This is a genomic window from Anaerosacchariphilus hominis (assembly GCF_014290175.1).
GTDB lineage: Bacteria > Bacillota > Clostridia > Lachnospirales > Lachnospiraceae > Laedolimicola > Laedolimicola hominis.
Window position 1 is genome coordinate 153,633 of the sequence record NZ_JACOOR010000006.1, and the last position, 20,743, is coordinate 174,375.

The 20,743-nt window shown below is 52.2% G+C and carries 16 protein-coding genes; 2 read left to right on the forward strand and 14 right to left on the reverse strand.

Features of this window, described 5'->3' with window-relative positions:
• Positions 1–161 precede the first annotated feature (161 nt).
• On the forward strand, positions 162–1,397 hold the full coding sequence (locus H8S44_RS11375; RefSeq protein WP_186872397.1) for a helix-turn-helix domain-containing protein: 1,236 nt from the start codon (positions 162–164) through the stop codon (positions 1,395–1,397).
• 216 nt (positions 1,398–1,613) lie between these two features.
• Here H8S44_RS11375 and H8S44_RS11380 read toward each other — a convergent pair whose 3' ends face one another.
• The 9 genes from H8S44_RS11380 to H8S44_RS11420 all read right to left on the reverse strand — a co-directional run bounded on the left by H8S44_RS11380 (position 1,614) and on the right by H8S44_RS11420 (position 13,111).
• The gene (locus tag H8S44_RS11380) at positions 1,614–3,737 is read right to left on the reverse strand and encodes a glutamine synthetase III family protein (protein ID WP_186872396.1); all 2,124 of its coding nucleotides are present in this window, start codon (positions 3,735–3,737) and stop codon (positions 1,614–1,616) included.
• Positions 3,738–4,159: 422 nt separating this feature from the next.
• Complete coding sequence (locus H8S44_RS11385; protein ID WP_186872395.1) at positions 4,160–5,101, reverse strand: diacylglycerol/lipid kinase family protein; 942 nt, start codon at positions 5,099–5,101, stop codon at positions 4,160–4,162.
• Between the two features lie 175 nt (positions 5,102–5,276).
• Positions 5,277–5,786 carry a COG2426 family protein gene (locus H8S44_RS11390; RefSeq protein WP_186872394.1) on the reverse strand — a complete coding sequence of 170 codons (510 nt, stop codon included), beginning with the start codon at positions 5,784–5,786 and terminating at the stop codon, positions 5,277–5,279.
• A 2-nt stretch (positions 5,787–5,788) separates the two neighbouring features.
• A complete protein-coding gene (gene hisC, locus H8S44_RS11395; protein WP_186872393.1) occupies positions 5,789–6,844 on the reverse strand; it encodes a histidinol-phosphate transaminase in 1,056 nt (351 codons plus the stop codon).
• A 60-nt stretch (positions 6,845–6,904) separates the two neighbouring features.
• The gene (locus tag H8S44_RS11400) at positions 6,905–7,807 is read right to left on the reverse strand and encodes a DUF2156 domain-containing protein (protein WP_186872392.1); all 903 of its coding nucleotides are present in this window, start codon (positions 7,805–7,807) and stop codon (positions 6,905–6,907) included.
• Between the two features lie 125 nt (positions 7,808–7,932).
• The gene (locus tag H8S44_RS11405; protein ID WP_186872391.1) at positions 7,933–9,666 is read right to left on the reverse strand and encodes an ABC transporter ATP-binding protein; all 1,734 of its coding nucleotides are present in this window, start codon (positions 9,664–9,666) and stop codon (positions 7,933–7,935) included.
• A gap of 55 nt (positions 9,667–9,721) precedes the next feature.
• Positions 9,722–10,639 carry a nucleotidyltransferase family protein gene (locus H8S44_RS11410; RefSeq protein WP_186872390.1) on the reverse strand — a complete coding sequence of 306 codons (918 nt, stop codon included), beginning with the start codon at positions 10,637–10,639 and terminating at the stop codon, positions 9,722–9,724.
• A gap of 31 nt (positions 10,640–10,670) precedes the next feature.
• Positions 10,671–12,002 (reverse strand): phosphoglucosamine mutase, encoded by a 1,332-nt coding sequence (glmM, locus tag H8S44_RS11415; protein ID WP_186872389.1) that lies wholly within the window; start codon positions 12,000–12,002, stop codon positions 10,671–10,673.
• A 122-nt stretch (positions 12,003–12,124) separates the two neighbouring features.
• Positions 12,125–13,111 (reverse strand): tRNA dihydrouridine synthase, encoded by a 987-nt coding sequence (locus H8S44_RS11420; RefSeq protein ID WP_186872388.1) that lies wholly within the window; start codon positions 13,109–13,111, stop codon positions 12,125–12,127.
• A 170-nt stretch (positions 13,112–13,281) separates the two neighbouring features.
• Here H8S44_RS11420 and H8S44_RS11425 point away from each other — a divergent pair, with 170 nt between their 5' ends.
• Entirely contained in the window at positions 13,282–15,522 is a 2,241-nt protein-coding gene (locus H8S44_RS11425) for a glycosyltransferase family protein (protein WP_186872387.1), read from the forward strand.
• 114 nt (positions 15,523–15,636) lie between these two features.
• Here H8S44_RS11425 and H8S44_RS11430 read toward each other — a convergent pair whose 3' ends face one another.
• The 5 genes from H8S44_RS11430 to H8S44_RS11450 form a co-directional block, all read right to left on the reverse strand.
• Entirely contained in the window at positions 15,637–17,277 is a 1,641-nt protein-coding gene (locus H8S44_RS11430) for an ArnT family glycosyltransferase (protein ID WP_186872386.1), read from the reverse strand.
• Positions 17,278–17,341: 64 nt separating this feature from the next.
• Complete coding sequence (locus H8S44_RS11435; protein WP_186872385.1) at positions 17,342–18,424, reverse strand: SGNH/GDSL hydrolase family protein; 1,083 nt, start codon at positions 18,422–18,424, stop codon at positions 17,342–17,344.
• Entirely contained in the window at positions 18,414–19,367 is a 954-nt protein-coding gene (locus H8S44_RS11440) for a glycosyltransferase family 2 protein (protein ID WP_186872384.1), read from the reverse strand. Before H8S44_RS11440 ends, H8S44_RS11435 begins: the two co-directional genes overlap by 11 nt.
• Positions 19,368–19,376: 9 nt before the next feature.
• A complete protein-coding gene (locus H8S44_RS11445; RefSeq protein ID WP_186872383.1) occupies positions 19,377–20,321 on the reverse strand; it encodes a glycosyltransferase family 2 protein in 945 nt (314 codons plus the stop codon).
• Positions 20,318–20,740, reverse strand: coding sequence for a sugar 3,4-ketoisomerase (locus tag H8S44_RS11450; protein WP_186872382.1), 423 nt, complete (start codon positions 20,738–20,740; stop codon positions 20,318–20,320). Before H8S44_RS11450 ends, H8S44_RS11445 begins: the two co-directional genes overlap by 4 nt.
• Between the last annotated feature and the right edge of the window lie 3 nt (positions 20,741–20,743).

A 20,743-nucleotide genomic window follows, 5' to 3' on the forward strand; every position in this document is an offset into this window, starting at 1 on the left:
CTTTCTGTTTTCATTACTATGCATAGTGTCGCAGCGACGTAATCTCTGTTTTCACTGCTTTTCTAATTATAAAAAATGAAACTGGCCTTTACAAGATGCATGTGGTACACTATACTCACAGTATAGACTGTGCAGTTTGCACAGTGTTCAGGAGGTCAAAAATGACGCATTGCCGTGATTTATTATCTATCCCATCTCTTCGTAATCTTCAATTACTGGGCGGGAAAAAGGGATTGTCACGCCCTATGAACTGGGTTTATTTTATTCTGAGCCAGCCTTTCGGTAACTGGGTTAATTATGGCGATTTGATTTTCTATAATCCGGCAGGGCGCGATACCTCGGAGGATATGCTGCTTTCTGCCATCCAGGAGGCAGAACTATGCGGACTGGCCGGGCTTATCTTTCTGCTGGATCCGAATCTGCTTCCGCAATTGCCTGATTCTGTCGCCTTGGAAGCAGATCGACTTGCTTTTCCCGTATTTTCCCTGTCCATTACGGAAAATATCAATAATATTTCCCGCGATATCATTACCTATATCGTTCAGTCCAATCTTCAGGAAAAGCGGGGAACCAGCTTCTGGAAAAAACTTCTTTTTGAAGAAGCCTCTGCCGAAGATCCCAATCTTCTTACGCAGGCTTACATCAACGGTATTAATCCCCGTCAGAGCTATTGCCTGTATCTGTTTCAGTTCTGCAATCTGCCCGATTATTTTAAATTACCGGTGCAGCAGAGACAGGTAGCGGATCCTGCCGCTCTACTCTCTGGCTTTTACTCTAAAATCCGTTTTTTTCTCTCTGGAGAGCTCACGAATTACTGGCTGGTGGAGCATCAGGAATCCTGCGCCGTCATTCTCCCTGTCTCCCCTTCCGGCCCCACCACCCAGAGCACACAGCTTTTTCTCTCTATCGTTCAGAAGCTGGAAAAGCAGTATCCGGGAGCTCGTATCCGCGTGGCGAAAGGTTCTCTGATTTTCACGCTGGAACAGGCACCCCGCTCCTATATTGAAGCCCAACGCGCCATCTATATCGAAAATCTGTATCCGGAAGAGCTTCCCTACATCGACTATTCCAAGCTGGGCTTTCAGCGCCTTCTATATGAGATTTCAGATGTAGAACTCCTTCGCCGCTACGTGGAAGACACCATAGGATCGCTTCTCCTCTATGACCTGCAAAATCATACGGATTATTATCTGACGCTGCTCACCTATTATCGTCAAATGCGAAACCTGACACAGACCGCTCAAATTCTGAATTATCACCGGAATTCCATGATTCTGCGCATGCAGAAAATAGAGGAAATCACGGGACTGGACTTGTCTGATCACAATCATTTTTATAATATTTATGTAGCGTTGGAGATTTATGAGTATTTGAAGAAGTTGGAGAATGAAACATAAATTAAGCTGACACAAAATCCCCGCTTGCCTTTAGCTATATCCTTCCCACTACCGACGGATTCCGGACTTACACCGGTTAGAAACGTGCGCCGCCGGGCACACAACACAAAAGCGATTCTGCCAGTGTTTTACCTGTGACAAAATCGCTTTTATATACTCCTATTCATGTTTATTTGATTATAGCTAATAATTTCTAATTATCAGCATCAACTGTTTTTATACCTCAAACAGCAGATCCCCATAGGACGGCATCGGCCACATATCCTTGGCCACCAGCATCTCCAGCTTGTCCACAGGCTGGCGGAGTGCTTCCATGGCGGGAACTACATTTTCCAGAATATAGACAGCCCTCTCCCGGCCTTCTGTCGTGACTGCTGCCTTCTCGGTTACTTCGGTCAGGGCTTTCAGCGCAGCCTTTGTAGCAGCCAGCAGGGACGAGCAATCCTTCAGAAGCTCGATCTGCACACTGATGTTTGCCTCGGCGCAGGCCGAACGAATCTGATTGATAGAGGTTGCCAATGCGGTGGTGTACTGGAGCACGGAGGGAATGATATGCTTGCTGGCAATATCAATCATGGAACGTGCTTCGATATTGATCGCCTTGGAGTAAGCCTCATACTGGATCTCCGCCCGGGATTCCAGTTCCGCGCGGGTGAATACGCCAAACTTTTCAAAGAGCGCTACGGTCTTCTCCTCGGTCAGCACCGGAATGGAGTCTACCATGGTCTTGATATTCGGCAGGCCTCTGCGCTCTGCCTCCTCTACCCACTCATCGGAATAACCATTTCCGTTGAATACGATGCGCTGATGCTCAGAAGCGTACTGCTTGATCAGGTCATGGACGGCCATATCGAAGTCGTCCGCCTTCTCCAGCACGTCACAGGCGTCGGAAAATGCCTCTGCGGCAATGGTATTCAGCACCACATTGGGCTCTGCCACGGAATCACGGGAGCCAACCATACGGAACTCAAATTTATTACCGGTAAACGCAAACGGGGAAGTGCGGTTCCGGTCTGTAGCATCCTTGGCAAAATCCGGCAGGGTCCGCACACCGGTGTGCAGATGGCCGCCCTTGATGCTGTGGGTCGCCTCACCCGTACTGATAAGCTGAGACAGCACGTCCTCCAGCTGGTCGCCCAGATAGACAGAAATAATCGCAGGCGGAGCCTCATTGGCGCCCAGACGGTGATCATTTCCCACATCGGAAGCAGACTCCCGGAGCAGGGCCGCATGTTCGTCCACGGCCTTCAGTATACAGGTCAGTACCAGCAGGAACTGGATATTCTCATGGGGCGTCTTGCCCGGGTCTAACAGATTGATGCCGTCGTCGGTGGTCAGGGACCAGTTATTGTGCTTACCGGATCCATTGACCCCCGCGAAGGGCTTCTCATGGAGCAGGCACTGGAGGCCATGGAGATAAGCCACCTTCTTCAGGGTCTCCATAATCAGCTGGTTGTGGTCTACGGCCACATTGCACTCGGCATAAATAGGCGCCAGCTCATGCTGTCCCGGAGCCACCTCGTTGTGCTGGGTCTTGGCTGATACGCCCAGCTTCCACAGTTCCTTGTTCACATCCTCCATGAAGTCCGCGATCCGCTCCCGGATAACGCCGAAATAGTGATCGTCCAGTTCCTGTCCCTTGGGCGGCATAGCACCAAAGAGGGTCCGGCCCGTAAAAATCAGATCCTTGCGCTTCAGATATTTCTCACGGTCTACCAGGAAATACTCCTGCTCCACGCCTACGGACGGGGTTACCCGATGGGAGGTGGTATTGCCAAAGAGCCTCAGCAGACGCAGGGACTGCCTGTTAACGGCCTCCATGGAGCGAAGCAGCGGCGTCTTCTGGTCAAGAGCCTCCCCCTTATAGGAGCAGAACGCCGTGGGAATATACAGGATTGCCCGGGAACCGTCCTCGTCCTTCTTCACAAAGGCCGGAGAAGTGCAGTCCCACGCCGTATAGCCTCTCGCCTCAAAGGTGGCGCGCAGGCCTCCTGACGGAAAGGAAGAAGCGTCCGGCTCGCCCTTTACCAGCTCCTTGCCTGAGAACTCCATCAGCACCTTGCCGTCCGCCTTGGGCGCGGACAGAAAGGCGTCGTGCTTCTCTGCCGTCGCCCCTGTCAGAGGCTGGAACCAGTGGGTATAATGGGTCGCTCCCTGCTCCAGGGCCCATTCCTTCATCTCATGGGCCACCACGTCAGCCACCGCCAGGTCAAGCTCCTTGCCCTCCCGGATGGTCTGCTTCAGCTCCTTATAAATCTTCTTCGGCAGACGCTCCTGCATCACCGTATCATTAAACACATTTTCGCCGAAAATCTCAGAAATGTTCGTCTTTCCTTCCATAATCCTCTCCCCGTATATCTTATCGTTCATAGTAACATAGCACTAAAAATTTCTTTGTCTACTACTTTAGCACGATTTTTTTCTGCTGTCGATATCAAATACCCCTGTTTTTTATTATTTCTGCTACTATCCTTTTATCACAGGCACCGCCCTCTTGCCAGTGGAGCTTCGTCCCCACTGCCCGCCCCTCTCTCATTTCCAAACGTATATCTCTGCCAAGACGGACGGATGCTCCCTTGGAAACTTTTAGCGAATTTTGCGTCGCGACGCGCAGGCTGGCAGCATCTGAAGGAGGCCCTGTCTGAGGGCCCTCCGGGCCCGAGTTGGCCGGTCAGATGCGAATCAGCCGCCTGCAAGGAGCAGCAAAATCCGCGTTGTTTCCAAGGGAGCATCCGTCCGTCTTGGCAGTTCACTATTTACTTTTAATATCCTTCTTCCTCTTCCGCTACCAGCGCGTCCCGCACCTCCTCGGGCATGCGAATCTCCACCGCCCTCTGGTTGTTCGTAATCTCCACTCTGGTGTGCTCGCCGCCGAACTCTCCGTCCAGCGTCCAGGGTACCGGTTCCTCGGATTCAATGACTACCCGGGAACTCCGGAAAGAATACATATATTTCGTATCGATCTGCTCGATCAGAAGCGCCGCCAGAATCTCCTGGAGCTCCATGGGATTCTTCGGCCGCATGATGAACGTCATCTCAAAAACACCATCGTCAAAAATCACATTTTTGCCAATGATACTTTTAAATCCTCCCACCGATTTTGAATTGGTAATCATACCAAAGAGAAAATCACCCTCAAAGGTCGCTTCATCGCTGGTCACCTTCAGCTGATAGGACTTCACATTCATGAGCTGCTTCATGCCTTCCAGCACGTAAGCCATATGGCCCAGCACATTCTTTACTTCCTGTTTGGTCGTGTAAGACACATCCGTGAAGATGCCGAAGGCGGCCACATAGATAAAATTGCGCTCATTTATGGAGCCCACGTCAATGGAATAATTGACGCCCCGCACGGCGATCTCCGCCGCCTGATCCATATTATTGGGAATCTGAAGAGATCTGGCAAAATCATTGCAGGAGCCGGCCGGAATATACCCTACCGGAATCTTATGCTTCCGGTGCATCATGCCGGTCATTACCTCATCCAACGTTCCGTCACCGCCGCTGCAGACCACCAGATCGTAATCATCCGGCAACTCCCGAATCTGCCCCACCGCATCCTGGGGCGCTTTCGTCGGATAGATGGTAATCGCGTAACCGGCGTCGGACATGGCCTGAATGATGCCGTACAGTTTTCCCTTAATATTCTCTTTTCCCGCATGGGGATTATAGATAAAAAACAGTTTCTTCTCCAAATGCAGCATAAAAACCACCTCATAACTGTTCAGTACCTTCACAGTTATGATGCAAAATCCATGAAAATCGGCTTCGCCGATGGGATTTTGCACCCCTGAATCACTTTCTTACGCCTTCAGCAGCAAGTGCTTCAGGCTGTACTGAATTATTACATTGCCACTACAGGCAATCACACCACAAATTTTAACCAAAGATACCACCGATTACCGTGTAGGACAGAACCGTCATAATAAAGGATGCCAGCAGAATTCCTAAGGTTACTGCCGGAAACGCCTTCTTAAATTTGATGCCAAGCAGCGCCGCAATCAGAGAACCGGTCCACGCGCCGGTACCCGGAAGCGGAATTCCTACGAACAGCAGAAGGCCCCAGAACTCATATTTTTCGATCTGATCCTTCTTGTTCATAGCACGGTTTTCCATTTTTTCCACAAAGGGCTTCAGATGCCTGGTGCCCTTCAGCCAGGTAAAAACCTTCGTGATAAACAGCAGAATAAACGGCACCGGAATCAGATTGCCGATGATGCAGATGGGGATCGCGCGCCACATGGGAACATTCAGAAAAGCCGGTCCGGCTGCCAGAAGGCCGCCTCGAAGCTCCAGGATCGGAATCATCGAGATGATGAAAATAATCAGTTCCTTTGCCGCAGATCCTCCCAGATTCTGCACAAACCATTGTACCAGTGTCTCTGTCATATTTAATTTCCTTTCTTTTTCAAAAATGCAAGTAATGCATCCATCTCCTCATCTGTGCCCACGGTAATACGCAGATAATTATCGATTCGCGGGGACGCGAAATAACGCACATAGATGTCTTCTTTTTTCAGTTCCTCAAAGAGCTCCTTCGCAGGCCACTCCTTATGTGTAGCGAAAATAAAGTTGGACTGAGAGTCCGGGAAGGCAAATCCAAGTTTGCTCAGCTCCTTCTTCACCCGCTCCCTCGTTGATACGATTTTTCCAACTGTTTCTCTAAAATAAGCCTCATCCTTCACGGCAGCCGCGCCCAGCTTCAGACTCGGCAGATTCATGGTGTAGGAATTAAAGGAATATTTTACATCATTCAGGTATTTGATAAGCTGCGGCTGTCCCACGGCAAAGCCGATCCGCATACCGGCCAGGGAACGGGACTTGGAAAAGGTCTGTACCACCAACAGATTTTCATACCTGTCCACCAGCTCCAGAGCAGACGGCCCCGCAAAATCTACATAGGCCTCGTCTACAATTACGATGCTGTCCTGGTTCTTTGCAATGATTTCCTCTACCTGGTCAAGTTCCATATAGATGCCGGTGGGCGCATTGGGATTCGGGAAAATGATACCGCCGTTTTCCTTAAAATAGTCTTCCTTTACAATCCGGAAGTCCTCATCCAGGGCGGGACGCCGGTATCTGATTCCAAAGAGATCCGCCCAGACACTATAGAAGGAATAGCTGATGTCCGGAAACAGAATCGGCTTTTCCGAATTAAAAAAGGTCTGGAACGCCATAGCAATAACGTCGTCGGATCCCACTCCCACGAAAAAGCAGGACGGATCCTTTCGATAATACTCCGCCAGCGCGTTCACCAGCTCGGATGCGGCAGGATCCGGATAGAGGCGCAGACGGTCAGTATCCAGCTCCTCCAGGGCTTTCAGTACGCCCGGCGCAGGCGGATAGGGATTCTCATTGGTGTTCAGTTTGATCATACCCGGCCGGTTCGGCTGTTCCCCCGGCGTATAGGGAATGACTTTGCGGACATTTGCTTCCCATGCTTTCATAAGCTCACTCCTCTTTTGAAACTCACTCATATTCCGATATTTTCACAGTATCTTTACATATTACAGGAGTCCGCGCTCTCTTACAACCCCTTTTTCAATTAAAAAGACAGGTTTATACGACATCTTCGCCTGCCGAAGGCCTTCTTCGCCCAGGTCCTCTTCCCGGTTCAGATACTGATATGCCGCTCCCTCATGAAGGGCAAACTGCTGATTGATGACCGTGTAGGCTCCCTGCACCTCTGCCAGGGCCTTCTCAATGTGGACGATCATGGTATCCTTTTTGATGCCCGGCTCACCGATGGTATAGGCCACAATTTTTCCGTTGACCCGCAGAGCGCCTCCTTTGAATCCCAGCTCTTCATAAAGCCGCAGGGCATTCTGGGCCACACAGATCTCCGCGTTCTTCTCCTCGTCTCTGTCGCAGCCATTCTCGTGCCGCCACTCCAGAACCATCCGGAAGCACTCCTCCACATTAGCCTTCGTGATTGGCTCATAGGCCCAGTCCCCGTACAGGCTCATAAATTTATTCACATGATTCTTCTTGCTGTGATACTTTTTTCCGGACAGCTTTGCCAGCTTCTCAGTCTCGTACACATAATCCGCATAATCCCGGTCGTATCGGATCTCGAACCGGCCCGGATACAGCTCTTCCAGCTTCGCGAAATCCTCTCTGGTAATATTGTGAAGCTGGAAAATCTCACCATTTTCTTTGCAGTGCTCCATTAACGCATCGACGGTCTTTTTCTTATCTCCCGGTCCCACCGGAAAAGTATAGGAATAGACCCCGTCTACTTCGCCGAACACCAGATTGTCTTCCACAATGGCAAAACCCGTATTGTAAAACCGGGACCACAGATAGATATTTCCAAAAACCATCTCGCAGCTTCTGGTGTCCGCATAAGACAGATACCGGTTCAGCAGCTCCCGATCTTCCATCTCCGGACGTTTCATTTTTAATTCCATAAATCTTTCCCTTTATGCCTCTTTTTCTTTTCTCTCAGTATTCCACTCATTTTTTCCGAATATTTATTTTAACGCAAAAAAACGCGAAGTTCAAGTAACCTCGCGCTTTTTATTTTACTCAGATTTTACATGTTGTACAGCTTTTCATAGACCCCGTGCATGGCCATCAGCTCCTCATGGGTACCCTCCTCGGCGATGCCGTCTTCTGTCAGAACCAGGATGCGCTCTGCGTTGCGAATCGTAGACAGTCGGTGGGCGATGACGAAGGTGGTCCGGTCTTTCGCCAGCTTTTCCAGCGATTCCTGGACGATGCGCTCGCTTTCATTGTCCAGGGCGCTTGTTGCCTCATCAAAAATAAGAATCCGCGGATTTTTCAGGAATACCCTGGCAATGGAGAGCCGCTGCTTCTGACCGCCGGAAAGCTTCACTCCACGCTGGCCGATATCCGTATGATAGCCCTCCGGCAGTTCCATGATAAAGTCGTGGGCGTTGGCATTTTTCGCCGCTTCGATGACCTCCTCCTGCGTAGCATCCGGTCTTCCGTAAAGGATATTGTCCATGACCGTACCAGCAAAGAGGTACACGTCCTGCTGCACGATACCGATATTGTTCCGCAGACTCCGCAGAGTCAGATCCCGTACGTCATTTCCATCAATGCAGACGCTTCCACCGGTCACATCATAGAACCGTGGAATCAAACTGCACAGCGTAGTCTTTCCGCCTCCCGAGGAACCCACCAGCGCCACATAGCTGCCTGCGGGCACTGTCAGGCTCACATGATCCAGTACCTTCTCGGTGGCGTCCTCATACCGGAAGGACACATCCCGGAACTCCACGGTTCCGCGCACATCCGTAAGCTCCTTCGCGTCCGCTTTATCCGCGATATCCGGCTGGATATCCATGATTTCCCGGAACCGGGAATAGCCGGAGTAGCCGTTCTGGAACTGCTCGGTAAAGTTAATCAGCTTCTTCACCGGCTCCGTGAAGTTGGCGATATACAAAAGGAAGGTAATCAGATCGGGAATGGCCATATTTCCGCCGATAATCAGTCTCGAGCCGACCAGTACCGCCACGATGGTCACCGCCGTCAGCATGGCGTTCAGAACTGACTGATAGGTTCCCATGTAGAGATAGCTATGGCGCTTGGTGGCAAGAAAGCGATCATTTCCTGCTTTGAATTTTTCCATTTCGAGCTCTTCGTTGGCAAAGGACTTCACCACCCGGATGCCCGAAAGATTGTCCTCGATCTGGCCGTTGATATCTGCCATCTTCACCCGGTTCTGCTTGAAGACCCGTTTCATGCGCTTGTTCAGATACAGGGCGAAGGCCAGGATAAAGGGCAGGAAGCAAGCCGTAATGAGGGTGAGCCTTCCGTTGATATGGCCCAGAATCACCAGAGCTCCCACGATTTTAATCAGGGAAATGATGATGTCCTCGGGGCCGTGATGCAGAAGCTCCGTGATGTCAAACAGGTCATTGGTAACCCGGGACATGAGCTGCCCCACCTTCTGATTGTCATAGAAGGTGAAGGAAAGCTTCTGGTAATGCTCGAAGATGTCATTTCGCATGCCATATTCCATCCGCGCGCCCATCAGATGGCCCCAGTAGGTAATATAGAAATTACATCCCAGCTCCACCAGAAGCAGGCATATCATCAGAATACTCAGCTCTACAATGGTCTGCCAGGCCGCGCCGCTCTCCTCGTAAATGACCGTGCCGGTAATGTACCGGACAATCAGTGGCATGACCAGAGTCACGCTGGCCCCCAGGGTGGCAAAAAACAGGTCTAATGCCAAAAGCCCCTTATAAGGCCTGTAATATGAAAAGATACTTACTTTTTTGTTCTCTGTCTTACTCATCGTTTACCTAATATAAGGGCGTCACCCGGACGCCCTTAACCTTACTTCGTAAAAGTTATGAAAAAAGTTTCTCATTGTATACGCCGTCTGCAATCAGCTTCTTGAAAGAATCCACCACAGACTGTTTATCCTCTTTGTAGGTGACACCGAACCATTTGTCCTTGGTTTCCAGCACCCGGACAGTGGCCTTTCCGCTCTTCAGCAGGCCGTCGATGATACCCGGAAGCAGGTACTCTGCCTTGATGTCGCCCGGCTTTACGCCCTTCAGGAACTCGGTGAATCCGCTCTCTACCACATCCAGGAATTCCGGCGTCAGACCCCACATATTCATGGACACATAGCTGTTCGCGTCCACCGGAACCAGCTTGTCGCCCTCGCCCGGTACGGCCGCGCCGCCCTCATACTTCACGATGCCGCCGGTCTCCACCACGTCTGTCAGGAAGCCGTCCTTTACCTGGCAGATACCGCGGGTAACGGCTCCGTTATCGCTCAGGGTATTGCCCAGGATAAATCCTGCCATGCAGAAATCAAACTTTCCGGTATCCTCATGATCCGCTACCAGATAATCGTATACCTTGACAAAAGCTTCTTTTCCATAGTAGTCGTCTGCGTTGATTACCACAAAGGGCTCCTCCAGAAGTCCCTTGCAGCTAAGCACTGCCTGACCGGTTCCCCAGGGCTTTGTTCTTCCTTCCGGTACACTGAAGCCTTCCGGAAGGTTGTCGATGGCCTGGAACGCATACTCCACCTCGGTGATTTTCTCGATGCGGTTTCCGATGATCTCCTTAAAATCCTTCTCCAGATCCTTGCGGATGATGAATACGACCTTGTTAAAGCCTGCCTCCAAAGCGTCATGGATGGAGTAATCCATGATGATCTCTCCATTGGGTCCCACCGGCTCCAGCTGCTTGATTCCTCCGCCGAAGCGGCTTCCGATTCCGGCTGCCATTACTACCAGCGCTGTTTTTTTCATTTTGGTATCCTCCCTTGTAATCTCCCTTTATTTATACGCTTTTCATCGCATTGATGATATGCAGTACGCTCTCCTCGCAAAGCTCATCGGTCAGAGCCTCCACCATCACACGGAGCAGCGGCTCAGTTCCGCTCTTTCTCACCAGAACACGACCCTCGGTTCCCAGACGCTCCTCCACCTCTTTGATGGCCTTCTGCACATCCGGATGGTTCAGAGTCGCGTCCATATCCTGTACCCGCAGATTCTGCAGAAGCTGGGGATAAATCTTCACTTCTCCTGCCAGGGTACCCAGAGAGGCTTTCTTCTCCAGCATGACCTCCATGATCTTCAGAGAGGTCAGGATACCGTCTCCTGTGGTGGCGTGCTTGCTGAAAATGATGTGTCCGGACTGCTCTCCGCCCAGCTGATAGCCGTTTTTCACCATATTCTCATAAACGTATTTATCCCCCACGGCGGTCTTCTCATAACGCATACCCACCTGATCGCAGGCCTTGTACAGGCCCAGATTGGACATGACGGTGGTGACAATGGTATTATCCTTTAAAGCGCCCTGCTCCATCATGTACTTACCACACACATAGAGAATCCTGTCGCCGTCCACCACTTCGCCGTTCTCATCCACAGCAATGCAGCGGTCTGCGTCTCCGTCATAGGCAAAGCCCACGTCCAGTCCCTGCTCCTTCACAAACTTCTGAAGCACCTCGATATGGGTGGAGCCGCAGTTGGTATTGATATTCGTGCCGTCAGGCTCGTTATTAATCACATAGGTCTTCGCTCCCAGAGCGTCAAATACGCTTTTCGCAATGGCGGAAGAGCTTCCGTTGGAGCAGTCCAGCCCCACCCGGATGTTCTTGAAAGAACGGGTCGGCAGGGAAATCAGATACCCGATATAACGGTTCCGTCCTGCTGCGAAGTCGATGGTTCTTCCGATGTTCTCTCTGGTGGCCAGAGGACGTTCCTCGGTCTTACCGTCGATATAGGCCTCGATCTTCTCCTCCACCTCGGCCTCCAGCTTATGGCCCTGGCCGTTGATGACCTTGATTCCGTTATCGTAAAACGGGTTATGGCTGGCGGAAATCATAATGCCGCAGTCAAAGCCCTCGGTGCGTACCACATAGGATACGCTGGGGGTCGTGGTCACATGTAACAGATAAGCGTCCGCGCCGGAGGCTGTGATACCTGCCGCCAGGGCGTACTCAAACATATAGCTGCTTCTTCTTGTATCTTTACCGATCACGATCTTTGCCTTGTGATCTCTTCCATAATACCATCCCAGGTATCTTCCTACCTTAAATGCGTGTTCTACGGTCAGTTTTACATTGGCCTCCCCGCGAAAGCCGTCGGTTCCAAAATACTTTCCCATATTCTACTCCTTTTACTGTCAGCGATGCAGACGGGAAGCCCGTTTACGTGTAAATGGGCACACTGCCCCCACTGACTGATACTTTGCCTTTATTATATCAAAATCATGGAAATACACAAGGTTTATTTTCCCAGGCTGCCCGGCGGGGCGATCCGACAGCAGGATAACAGCTCCCGGACACATTCCTGGTAAGTCTCCAGGTTCTGGGCTTTTTTGATCTTCTTGCCGTATTTTTCTGCGTGCTCAAAAAGATGGATCTGGTAGAACCAGAGCTCCTTCACCTTAAACAGCACGTTCCGTTCGCCGATGTCCAGGGCACGGTAACCGTCCACCACCCGCTGATGGAACTCCCGGAACTTTTCCCGCCGGACGCTTTCCTCCCGGCCGTCTGCTTCACCCCGCAATACCGTCGGAAGCCCCGGGTTCAGGATAACGCCCCGGCCCAGCATCAGGCATTCCTCCTGTGGGAACTCCGCTTCAAACTCCGCGATCTGTTTTTCCGTAAACAGGTCGCCGTTATAGCAGAGGGGCGCTTTGCTCTCCCTCAGGGCATAACGGAAGGCCTCTCTGCGTGGGCTGTTCTTATAATAATCCTTTTGCAGCCGCGGATGGATAATCAGTTCTTCCAGCGGATACCGGTTGTAGATGGCCAGAAGCTCCGCAAACTCTTCGTCTGCTTCCATACCGATGCGGGTCTTCACCGACAGCTTCATTTCTCCGGGCAGGCCTTTGTATACCCGGTCAAAAAACCGGTCCAGCTCCCCGGGTGAGGCCAGAAAGCCGGAGCCCTTGCCCCGGGTCACGACGGTTTTGGATGGGCAGCCCAGATTCAGATTCAGTTCCCCATAGCCCATGTCCTGCAGGGTCTCTGCCAGCTCCAGAAACCCCTCGGCATGATTTGTCAGAATCTGCGGCACCAGGTCAAGCCCCTGGTTATGCTCCGGAAGAACCTCGTTGCGCTCCTTGGTTTTCATGCTTCGCTTCTCATGGGGCTCCAGGAAGGGGGTAAAATATTTGTCCAGAGGGCCGTAGACGGCGGCATGGGCATTACGGTAGACAAAAGTGGTGACGCCCTCCATGGGGGCCAGGTAGATGCGGGGTGTCGGCATGTGTGTCTGCTCCTGTTCTCTTGTATTTTCCCCATCATATCATATACGCAGGGCTTTGTGAACCACACGCCACCGGATCCTCCTCCAAACCGGTTGACCCCTCCGCGCTTTTGCGCTATTCTATTTAAATAAGTATGTGTTTCAAAAATGATTTCAGACCGGAGGTTTTTATGTATACACTTTCTTTGTTTCTGCTGGCTTTATTCAGCCTCTATATCAGCGTCTTTGCTTTCTTCCGCTGGGACGCTTCCTTTCTGCGGAATCTAAACCACGCGCCTGTGCAGGCTTTGTTTATCCTGGCCTTCGGGCTGCTGCTCTGCGCTGCCCTGGTGCTGCTGTACCGTCTGGTGAAAGGGCTGTCTGAGAAAAATCAGAAACGGCTGGGACTGATTCTCTTTCTGGTACTGGCCCTGGGGCAGTTGGGCTTTCTCATGGTGATCCGGCCACAGCTCCGCTACGACCCGCTGAAAATCTTCGATATGGCCATCGAGATGCTGCGGACCCACACCATCTCCGGAACCTACGAAACCGGCTATTTCGCCCGTTACACGAATAATTACCCGTTGACTATCCTGACCTACTGGTTTCTCCGGCTCCTCCAGGGCGTCGGCGTACCGGAAAGCGGTTTTCAGGTGGCAGTGCAGCTGGTGAATGTGGTGTGCATCCTGGGCTCTGTATGGCTGGGATACCTGATCCTGAAGGAAGTGAAAGGCCGGACGGAGGCTGTCTTCTTTCTCGGGGTCTGCGCGCTGTGCCCCCTGTCATACGTTTGGGCGGGATATTTTTATACGGCCAACTGTTCCATGCCTTTTCTGATGGGGATTCTGTATCTGGGAATCCGGATTCGGAAGACACTCTCCCGTCCAAAGGCAAATCTTTTATCCTTAACTATACCTTTTGCTTTGCTGGGCCTGGTCACCGTCTTCGGCTTCAAACTGCGGGCTACGGCTGCCATCGCTCTCATCGCCCTGTGTATCGACGGCGCGCTGCTGCTCTGGCGCAGGCGGGCGGAAGGGCTAGCTAAGCTTATCAGCAGAACTGTCCGTACTCTGGCCGTTCCCTGCCTCGCCTTTATGCTGACTGCCGCCCTGTCTCTGGGCTTCTTCTCTGCAGCCGTGAATACTTACGTGGATTTCGATTATAAGAATACCGGTTTTCCGGCCATCCACTGGGTCATGATGAGCGCCCGCTGGGACGGCTCCTTTGACCAGAACGATGAAAACTATACGGTGAGCTTCGAGACCAAAGAAGAGAAAACGACTGCCGATCTCAAGGTATTGAAAGAGCGTATCAAGGAAGCCGGTTCCCTGGGTCTCGTCACCCTCTCCGGCCGGAAGCTTCTGAATACCTGGGTGGACGGCACCGACAGCTACCAGGCCGAGGACAGCTACGCCTCCTATGGAAAGCTTTACGACTGCCTCATCGGAAACAAGAGCGGCCTGCTTCTCATCTATACCCAGGCCTTCCGGACTCTGCAGATGCTGGTGATCGGACTGGGGGCGCTCTTCGCCCTTGTGGCACTCCGGAAAAAGAAAAGAGCCCCACGATTCTTTCTGGTGCAGCTCACGTTGCTTGGCAGCATGGCCTTTCATCTCCTCTGGGAGACGAATCCCCTGTACAGCATCGGCTTTACTTATCTCTGCCTGATGCTGCTGGCGGAGGGAATTGCGGGATTTGCAGATGCTCTTGCAGCAAACGTATCTGCTATCCCGGCTTCCGGGGTTTCTGTATCAACGACCGCACATTCATCCTCCGGCACTTCCAGGCTCTGGCTTGCGCCCGCCGCAGGTACGGTGCTGCTGGCTCTGCTTCTGGTCTTCACAAAGAAAGAACTGGTAGACACGCCCATCGAGGCCTGGGACTACGCCATCGACCAGTATCAGTATGCGGGCGGTTATGACGGTTACGTCACTTCCTATGATCAGAGCTATGTCCAGACCTTTACCACGGACAAGCCTTTTAACCGGATTTCCATTCGGGCCATCAATACGGTGGGGCCCTACAACCAGTCGGCCTTCTGCGTACGGCTCACGGACGATCAGGGTACGGTGGTCTATGACAATGACCGGTTTCTGTCAGGTATGGTGACGAAAAGCGCCCTCTATGAATTTGTATTGGATGAGATCGTGCCGAATGGCAGGACTTCTTATACCCTGGAGATCTGGCCGGGGTACATCGAAGATGAAAACAGTCTGGAATTTCTCTCCTATAATACCGGAAACTGGGATCTCTATTCCGGCGGGGAACTGACTGTGGCGGGCGAGACCCAGCCCAGAGGAGATCTGGCTTTCGCAGTGTATGAGTATCGGGTGACCACCTACTTTAGCCTGAAGCAGTATCTGGTGCTTTGTGTGGGGCTGATGGCACTGGCTGTCGGGGTCACGGTTCTCAGTCGAAAGAGACTGCGTTAGGCAGCTGGCTTCTTCTCGCCGTCAGGCTGGGGCTGGAAAAGCATCTTCCTAAGGAGTCCCTCGATGGGGCAACGTGGAAGATGTTTTTTCGGCACCAACCGTCCCTAAAGCTGCTCACTTTCCCAGCAACAGATACCCCGCATTCTCATAGAGCACCTCCGCCCCCCGCAACTGCTCCTGATTTTCCTCGTAGTCCAGCCGGTCCACATAGAGTACCGCCTGCCCTGTCTCTTTCCGGAATTCTTCGATTCCTCCGTCCTTACAGTGGAAGTCTCCACTGATCTCCGCCAGAAACAGCATATTCTGATCCCAGGTTCCGATGGTTTCCGGGTCCTCGCCGGGGACATAGATGTAAGCTTTTTCGCCTGCGTAAGCGGCATCCCGGCTGACGCTCTCCTGAATGAAGATCTGGAAAGGATCGCCGTGGGCCTCACGGATCACATGGAAGTAGGCATTCTTCATGTAGACGCCCACCAGTACCACGCTGACCACGGCGGCAGATATCCCCACAAGAGTACGGATATCACTGGTTTTTCCACCCTGCGCGTTCTTCTTTTCCACCTGACTGGCCGGTTCGGCCGCAGCCAGGATCGCCTCTGCCGACGTTCCCTGTTCTCCTGCCTTCTGCACTTCTGCCAGCGGCAGTCGGATCAGCCACCCTAGGATCGCCGCTGTTCCCAGCGCCAGGGGCACCGTGCAGGGGTAGCAGTACCAGATAAGCTTCGTCCCGATGGCTGAGAAGCCCAGGAAGGGCAACAGGAACCACAGCAGGATGCCTCCGCCCTGCTCCAGCAGAGTCCGGTTCCATTCCTTCCTTTTCCACAAATACAGCAGTTCGCCCAGAAGCCCCACCACGCAGATCAGCATCTGCCAGCGATAGATAAAGCCCTCTGCCCCGAAGACCATATCGTAGTAGAAGCGGAAGGGAAACTGATGCCCCTCAAAATTCGCACTTCCGGTGCGGGCCAGCAGATCCACCTCCACCATCTGTTTCAGGAAAAAGAAACCGTCCTTGGTAAAGCGCCAGCCAAACCAGAGAATCAGGGGCGCAAATACGGACAACAGGAAGCCGCCCCATTCCTTCTTTGTGAATCGCAGCATTTCCCCGGTCGCCAGCAGATAGATGCCGCCGATGGCCATAATCATCCCCGCGTGCCAACTCTTGGTCAGGAAAGCCAGGGAGAACATCAGGCCGCAGACATATACATTTTTATGGTTCTTCTTCACGGAAAGCATGGCCAGCATGGCCAGCGTAAAGAACAGAAGATACAGAGCATCCGCATCTCCGGCCCTGGCCAGGTGGGCCGACAGGGGCCGCTCATTGGCGCAGAAAAAAAACAGCACCAGAATCGAAGCCTCTTTGCTGCAGTGCTTCGCGAACAGGGCGCAGGCGATGCCGGTCAGCAGATAGGCCAGCGCCGAAGTAAAACGGAGCCCAAACACCGTATATCCGAAGAGCCGGAAGCCCAGCAGAATGCCCCAGTAGCTCATGGAGGGCTTCAGATTCCAGTCGTCCACCTGATAATTGTAGGTATGCTGGATATAATCGCCGTTCTGAATCATTTCGTAGGCATTGACCCCGTGGCGTGCCTCATCCCAGGAATCCACGTACTTCACACCCAGACAGCGGAAGCAAAAAAAGGCAAGCACAAGCGCACCTGCCACAAAGAATACAATATAATACTTTTCCAGAATCCGGAGCAGAAATTTATATATCTTACCCACTCTGTCGGTTATTCTTTTTACTGCAGTCATATCGTTCTCCTATGAAATCTCCATTTCAGATCTGTGATTTCCAGACACCCGTATGGATTCTGATTTACTTCAGCATCTCTCCCAGCGTTCCGCAGTATACACTGTACATCACCGTCGCGAACTGATCATAGCCCGCCGCTCCCGGATGCAGGGCGTCGCCCTCCTCGAAGTTCGCGTCGCTGTTGTGCATGAGTCCCAGGGGAATCAGCACCACGTTTTTCTGATCCCGGAACTTCTTCGCCATGGCCTGCATCAGATCCATGATACGCTTATCCGAACGGTTCTTGAATTCTCCGGGGAGAAAAGCAGTGCCGTCCTGCTTTACCATGGTTCCGATCTTCTCCTGATCGCCCCAGTAAATGGTATTCACCAGATAAATGGGAATCTCCTTGTCATGACGGCGGATATTGTCCACCATCCGGGCAATGGCATTCACCGTGTCGGAGGGATCGTCCTTGAGGCCGTTGGTTCCCAGGAAAATCTGTACGGCGTCCGGGTCGATACCGGTGAACAGCTTATAGTACTTCCAGTCGAACATTTTCTGAACCGGATCATAAAAAGGATGAACCCCCTCATTCGTTCCGTCAGCATAATACTCCGTCGGCTCCAGATAATCCTGAGCCGAGAATCCGCTGCGCCCCTCATGACCGTATCTGGTCCATCCTCTTGTTCCTGTAAAGCTGATCTGATCTCCGGACAGATGGTATATGGTCCGATACCATTCCCGTCCGTTGGAAAGACTGTCGCCGATATTCAGCACCGAATATTCCCCTTCCAGCTTCTCCACCACATGGAGCGTGCTTTTCAGGGTCAGCACTTCATTCACATTATAATCATATACCGTCAGAGTCAGGGGATAATCGCCCACCTGCTCTTCCTTGCCCGTAACGGAAAACCGGTTCTCCAGGTTCTCGCCCACGGCACAGTCCCAGTTGCAGGCATAGCCGTCCCGCAGCCCTGACCAGACCACCTCGTCGTCGTAGAGCTCCACGGTGCTTCCCACCGCCACATACACGTCCTCGGGAAGATAGGCCTCCACCTGGGGTTTATACTTTTTCAGCTCCGCCTGCAGCGTCAGATTCCAGATCACCAGTCCCAGTATCATTGCCACAGGAATGAGCCACAAAAACTTCTTTTTATCTTTCATGCTTCTCCTGACGCTCCACATTTGTCTCTTTGCAGATAAAGATCGGTCTGTGCTTGGTTTCCATATAGGTCTTCGCCAGATACTCTCCCAGGATACCGATGCAGAACAGCTGAATACCTCCCAGGAAAATGATAATGCAGGTCATGGACGGCCAGCCGGATACCGGGTCGCCGTAAATCACCGTGCGGATCACGATAAAGCAAAGGGCGATAAAAGCAACGATGCAGAAGAATACGCCCAAGAATGCGGACATCACAAGGGGCGCCGTGGTAAAGCCCACGATTCCCTCTATGCTGTATATCAGAAGCTTCCAGAAGGACCACTTGGTCTCTCCGGCGCTCCGCTCCACATTCTCATATTCCAGCCATTTGGTATGGAAGCCCACCCAGCCAAAGAGGCCCTTGGAAAAGCGGTTGTACTCGCCCAGTCTCAGAAGCTCATCCACAAACTGCCTGGTCATCAGCCGGTAGTCCCGGGCTCCGTCCACGATATCCGTCTTGGACAGCCGGTGCATCAGCGCGTAAAAACGTCTGGCAAAGAAAGAGCGGATGGGCGGCTCACCCTTTCTGGTCACCCGACGGGTGGCCACACAGTCATAATCCTCGGTGGTAATGATCCGGTGCATCTCGGGCAAAAGCGAAGGTGGATCCTGCAGATCCACATCCATGATGGCCACATAATCACCGTCCGCGTAGGACAGGCCCGCGTACATGGCCGCTTCCTTTCCGAAATTCCGGGAAAAACTCACATACTTCACACAGGCATCCTCCGCCGCCAGCTTTTTCATCTCCGTAAGGCTGGCGTCCCTGGAGCCATCGTTTACAAAAAGCACCTCCAGCTTCGCCTGGGGCAGCTCAGCCGCCGTCTTTTTGATTGCGTCATAAAAAATAGGAATGGCCTCCTGCTCGTTATAACAGGGGACGATAATCGAAATCTTATCCATATCCTGCTCCTACTTCTCCTTCTTTTCCTCGTCAAAACCGCGAATCTCATCTATCAGGAAGGGCGGACGGTTCCGCGCCGCGTCAAAGGCTCTCCAGATATATTCTCCCAGGATTCCCAGCATCACCATGGTCACGCCGAAGGAAAACAGCATCAGCACCATCATGGAGGTCCAGCCGGGCACATCTTCCACTCCGGTCAGCCGCTGCACCATCAGAATCACAGCCCAGAGCACAGCCCCCACTGCGTACACTCCTCCCAGTCCCGTCATAAAGCGCACCGGAAAATAGGAAAAACTCATCATGGAATCCACCACCAGCTTGATCTTCTTGGACAGGGTCCAGCGAGACTCGCCGATCTCTCTGGCCTTTCGGTGGAAATAGACCTTTTCCGTTTTAAAGCCCACCCACAATACCTGCAGGGTCAGGGCTGAATTCTTCTCATCCAGCATCAGGAGCACTTCGATGACCTGCCGATCCAGCAGATAGCAGTCGAAACCGCCCTTGGGCATATTTTTCATAATCAGTTTCCGGGTAATGGTGTAATACAGGTTCGCGAAAAACTTCTGAACCGCTCCTTCATCCCGGTCGGCGCGGACAGCCAGAACGACCTTATTGCCCTCTTTCCATTTCTCATACAGCTGCAGAATCAGCTCGGAATCCTCCTGCAGATCCGCCTGCTTGGTCACGGCGCAGTCGCCGGTACACACAGAAAGACCTGCCAGAATGGCGGAATGCTCACCGAAGTTCCGGGACAGCTTCACCAGACGTACCTTACTGTCCATGTCACGGATCTGTTCCATGATTTCCCAGGAATTATCTCCTGATCCGTCGTCCACAAAGACGATCTCGTAGTCATCCAGCTTATGGAGAATCTTCTCCTTCATATCCTCGTAAAGGAGCATCAGGGTATCTGAGTTCCAGTACACCGGAACAATAATCGAAAGTTTGCTCATCGTCTGCGGGTTCCTCCCACTTCTTTTATAAACTCGTCGTAATCGCGGATGTATTCATTGCCGTCGTAATGGGTATTTGCCAATACCAGCAGCACGGAATCCGCACTGAAATCATACATGTCCTTCCAGACCATCGTAGGCAGATAGAGTCCCATCCGGGGCCGGTTCAGCTCGATAACCTCCTCTTCAAAGCCATTGTCCACCCGCACCTTGCTGGAGCCGCTCACATTGATGAGCACAAACTCGGAATTCCGGTTGGCATGCTGGCCTCTGACCACCTCGCTGTCGGAACCGTAGATATAGAATACCCGCTTGATTTCAAAGGGAATATCCCGGGCTCCTTCCACGACCACCAGCTTTCCTCGCTCATCGCCCAGATCGCCAAACTCCAGAACTTTATACTGATCTTTAATATTCATGTT